Below are 3980 nucleotides of genomic sequence, written 5' to 3'. Positions count from 1 at the left end.
GTCACACCACGCCCACCCCCAACTCTCTTGACACCCCAACGACATGGGGTGTCTGTCATGGGGGTCCCCCCTGGCCCTTGAGGCCTTGGGGGAGTTTGAGGACGAGCGCCCTTCAGGCGCGATACGGGGTCTGGGGCGGAGCCCCAGGAAACCCGGCTCCCCTTCCCAACCCCCGGCGGGTTTAGGGAAGGGGCGGGGCGGGGCCAAAACAGGGTTGCCCCCCAACCCCCCTTGGCGCCCCGGGGGTTAGCCCCACCCACCTACGGGTAGGTGGCCGGATCGCCCCGAACCACCCCCTCCGGAAAAGCTGGGCCGAGCAAACACCCCACCCCCCGGAGGAGTCCGCCCGTGCGTGAGCAGGCATCACAAAGCCCCGGCCAGAACAGAGCGCGGCAGCGGACCACGAGGCGAGGAGCGGCCGCCGCAGCCGCACTGGCCGCAGGCATCCTGACGCTGAGCGCCTTCACCCCGCCCCCGGCGACCGCAGGACGGGACGCCGTGCAGCAGAGCCTCAACACCCTGGTCACAAGCGACGGCTTCCCCGCAGCCCTGGCCGCCATCCAGGACCGCAAGGGCCACACCCGTAACTACACCGCCGGCGTAGCCGACCTGACCACCAGGGCGAAGGTCCCCGTCGACGGCCAGGTCCGCATCGGCAGCAACACCAAGACCTTCACCGCCGTGGTCGTCCTGCAACTCGTGGGCGAGGGCAAGATCGGCCTCGACACCCCGATCGACACCTACCTCCCCGGCCTCGTACGCGGCGACGGCATCGACGGGAGCCGCATCACCGTCCGCCAAGTCCTCCAGCAGACCAGCGGACTCCCCAGCTACACCAACGACGACGACCTGGAGCCCCGCTACTACGAACCCCGCGACCTGCTCGACCGCGCCTTCAAGCACAAGGCGGGCTTCGCCCCCGGATCCAAGTGGGAGTACAGCAATACGAATTACGTGGTGGCCGGCCTGATCGTCCAGCGGGTGACGGGCCGCCCCCTCGCCGCGGAAATCGACCAGCGCATCATCAAGAAGATCGGCCTGCGGCACACCTACTTCCCCGCCCCCGGCGACCCGACGATCCGCGAACCGCACCCCAAGGGCTACGCCCAGGACGCGCCGGGCGGCCCTCTGAGCGACATCACGGAGATGGACCCGTCCTGGGCCTGGGCGGCAGGCCAGCTGATCTCCACGAACTCCGACCTGAACCGCTTCTTCAGCGCGCTCCTCGGTGGCCGCCTCCTCCACCCGGCCCAGCTGAAGGAGATGCGCACCACCGTCCCGGCCGGATCCCCCTTCGCGCCCAACACCCGGTACGGACTCGGCCTGTTGAGCACTCCGCTGTCGTGCGGCGGCGTCTACTGGGGCCACGGCGGCAGCTTCCCGGGCTACGAAACCCGGGGCGGCGCCACGGACAAGGGCCGCGCCGCGAACGTGGCGGTAACCCTCCAGCCGACCGACCCCAAGGCGATGCCCCGAGTAGAGGCCCTGGTGGACAAGGCTTTGTGCGGCGCCGGGTAGCCAGACCCTGGGTGCCCGGCGCAGGGCCTACGCGGGACCTACGTAGGGAATTCCCCCAGCCAGCTCCGGTCGAGGAGGTTCTCGGGGAGGTACTCCGACTCCACCTCGATCGGGCGTCCGGCGTCGTACGCGAGGCAGGCCAGGGCGAGCGGGGCCAGGGCCACCGCACCGTCGAGGTCCTCGCGGCGCTCCTCGTCGGCCGTCCAGTACTCGTGGTGCAGCTGGATCGCCTGGACGAGCGCCTCGCTGAACTTCTCGGTGTCCTGGGTGATGAAGCGGTAGAACACGTTCAGCGGAGGGTAAAGGATCTTGAGCATCAGCTCGCGGTCCACGAAGCGCACGTTGTCCGGGTTGGTCCCGTCGAACGCGGCGACCAACTTCTCGCCCAAGCCTTCCCGTTCGAGCCAGTACGTCTGGAGCGCGTCGACCCAGTGGTAGATGTACTCCTCGAACTCCGCACCCGAGCCGCGCAGCAACTCGATGGGGACGTTGGCGAGTTGGGTCAGTCGGTTCTCGTCGCGGCAGATGATGGCGAGCCAGAACGCCTGCAGCCAGGTGCCCGGGTCGGTGAAGTGCGTGGGCCCCCCGAGCGCGGGGATGGTCCGCGGTTTGTGGGCAATCATGCACTCCACGGTCGAGCCTGCGGGGGCGGTGGCCGCCGCGAACAGTGCGGACCCCGTCTGCATGGCCGCGACCCACGCCTCCCACGTCTCGCTCGCGTTCGCGGTCGGGTCGTGCAGGCAGTGCGTGAACGCGGTGTTGATCGTGCTGCTGAAGGACACACCGAACATGCGTGGCGCCCGCTCGACGCGTTCGATCGCCTGCATGGTGTGTTCGTCGATCTCCGCGAGCCACTCGTCGGAGTTCTCGCCCGGGTCGTACGGGGTCCGGGAAATCTGGATTGCCATGGATCAGTCCCTCGCGGAGAGGTCGAATTCCCCATTCCGTAGCCGACCAGTGTGCGTCGTCTGCCTCTGCCTTGACCGGTACGTAGTCGGCTAGGCGGGGATCACCGGCTCGATGGTGACCGTGTCCATGTCCTCGCGTGCGTCCGCAACGTCCAAACGCCTGTGGCTCAAACCGCGAGCAGGGCCTTGGCTCGGAGGAAGATGTCGTCGTCTTCCAACTCCACGGACGCCGACTCGATATCGGTTACGATCCGCTGCAGAACCTTTGCCCACTCGCTGACGAATACGTGCGTAGGGACCACCGAATCGCCCCGTTCGGCCAGCAGCGACTCGTAGTTCCCGAGCGTGCTGTGCCAGCGCGCCTGAATTCTCAGCGAATCGCCCTCGCGGATCATTCTCCATTCGGCGGAGAATGTGTCGGAGCCCCAGAAGACCTCGGTCTCCGAGAATTCTGGCCGCTGAATTTCCTCAAGGAGGGGCACCAGGTCGTCGATAAGGGCGGCGAGGTCATAGCCATACGGAAGCCGGACCGGCACCAGGTTCCAGACGAGGATGGCATCCTCGGCCTCGGAGGAGTAAATCTCGCCGACCGCGTCAGCCATGTCGGCGGCGGACTCACACTCCCGAACGGTCGGGCAACCTGCCTGGATCGAGAAACTCATCGTCGTTCCTATCGCGTGGTCGGGTAAGCGTGCACCTTGCCGTTGGGGTACACCTTGACAAAGAGAGCATTCGGGGTTCGCGTCGTACCGTCAGGCATGTACTCGATGCAATGATGACCCTCGGGAAGCTTGAAGAATCCAGTCTTTCCGGGCCCCAGGTCAGCGGCGCGCTCCGTAGCGTAGTGGACATCCGCCGGCGACCCAAACTTTCCTTGCGGCTTAGCTTCCTTACTGGCGCGGGCCGGTCCTTCAGTCCAGTCGATTCCGTGTTTTGCGCCCTTGAGCAGGGGTGCCTCCGGCTTGTATTTCTGACCGTTTACTTCAATACCGCGCCCGACCGTGTCGATTTGCTTCTTCCTGCTGAGCCCGTCCAGTTCGCTCTGGCTCTTCATGAAGTCGGCCTGCTGGGCCTCGGTGACCGGATGCGGGTTCTCGGGAGTGCCCAGGGGATGGTGGTTGACCGGGCTCTCATGCCCGCCTCCGCCGCTTCCGGTGCCCTCGTTTCCTCCGTGTCCCGGCGCACCACCATGACCGGAGCCCGGGGTTTCGTGGTGACCCCCCGTCGGCTGCCCGAGGCCGTCGTGCGCGCCACCGCCGGGGGAGACCGGAGTGTGCGAGCCGCCACCCGCCGGATCGTGACCGGCGTGCGGAGCCTTGGGATCGGTGTTGTGCGACGGGCCGCCCGGGGTTTCGTGGCTGGCGGAGGGCCCGAGGTCGTGGGCGGTGCCGCCGGGTGTGCGCGCCGGGTCGTGGGCCCCGGCCATGGCCGGTTCCCTGACGTCCGCGCCGACCTTGACCGGCTCGTCCACGTGCGGCAGCGAACTCTTGAGGCGGGCGATGTCGTCGGCGCTGAGTTCGACCTTGGCGGGTGCGATGGTGCCGTCGGGTTTGT

The 3980-nt window shown here is 67.5% G+C and carries 3 protein-coding genes and 1 pseudogene; 1 reads left to right on the top strand and 3 read right to left on the bottom strand.

All coding sequences use genetic code 11. The annotated features are described in order from the left end of the window. Positions 1–348: 348 nt before the first annotated feature. Positions 349–1518: a serine hydrolase domain-containing protein gene (locus tag IE206_RS42015; protein ID WP_189972026.1), complete on the top strand. Its 1170-nt coding sequence runs from the start codon at positions 349–351 to the stop codon at positions 1516–1518. Between the two features lie 38 nt (positions 1519–1556). Here IE206_RS42015 and IE206_RS42010 read toward each other — a convergent pair whose 3' ends face one another. The 3 genes and pseudogenes from IE206_RS42010 to IE206_RS42000 form a co-directional block, all read right to left on the bottom strand. Then, a complete protein-coding gene (locus tag IE206_RS42010; protein ID WP_189972025.1) occupies positions 1557–2426 on the bottom strand; it encodes an immunity 49 family protein in 870 nt (289 codons plus the stop codon). 167 nt (positions 2427–2593) lie between these two features. Further along, positions 2594–3088: a hypothetical protein gene (locus IE206_RS42005; RefSeq protein WP_189972023.1), complete on the bottom strand. Its 495-nt coding sequence runs from the start codon at positions 3086–3088 to the stop codon at positions 2594–2596. An 8-nt stretch (positions 3089–3096) separates the two neighbouring features. After that, positions 3097–3980: pseudogene (locus tag IE206_RS42000) on the bottom strand (hypothetical protein); the annotation flags it as partial.

Source organism: Streptomyces violascens, assembly GCF_014649955.1.
In the GTDB taxonomy this organism is placed as follows: Bacteria; Actinomycetota; Actinomycetes; order Streptomycetales; family Streptomycetaceae; genus Streptomyces; species Streptomyces violascens.
Note: the sequence above shows the minus strand (reverse complement) of the source record. Positions and strands in the feature narration are given on the sequence as shown.

Bases quoted from the DNA above. Each gene is read 5' to 3' on its own strand.
- IE206_RS42005 (WP_189972023.1), bottom strand. From the start codon at position 3,088: ATGAGTTTCTCGATCCAGGCAGGTTGCCCGACCGTTCGGGAGTGTGAG.
- IE206_RS42010 (WP_189972025.1), bottom strand. From the start codon at position 2,426: ATGGCAATCCAGATTTCCCGGACCCCGTACGACCCGGGCGAGAACTCC.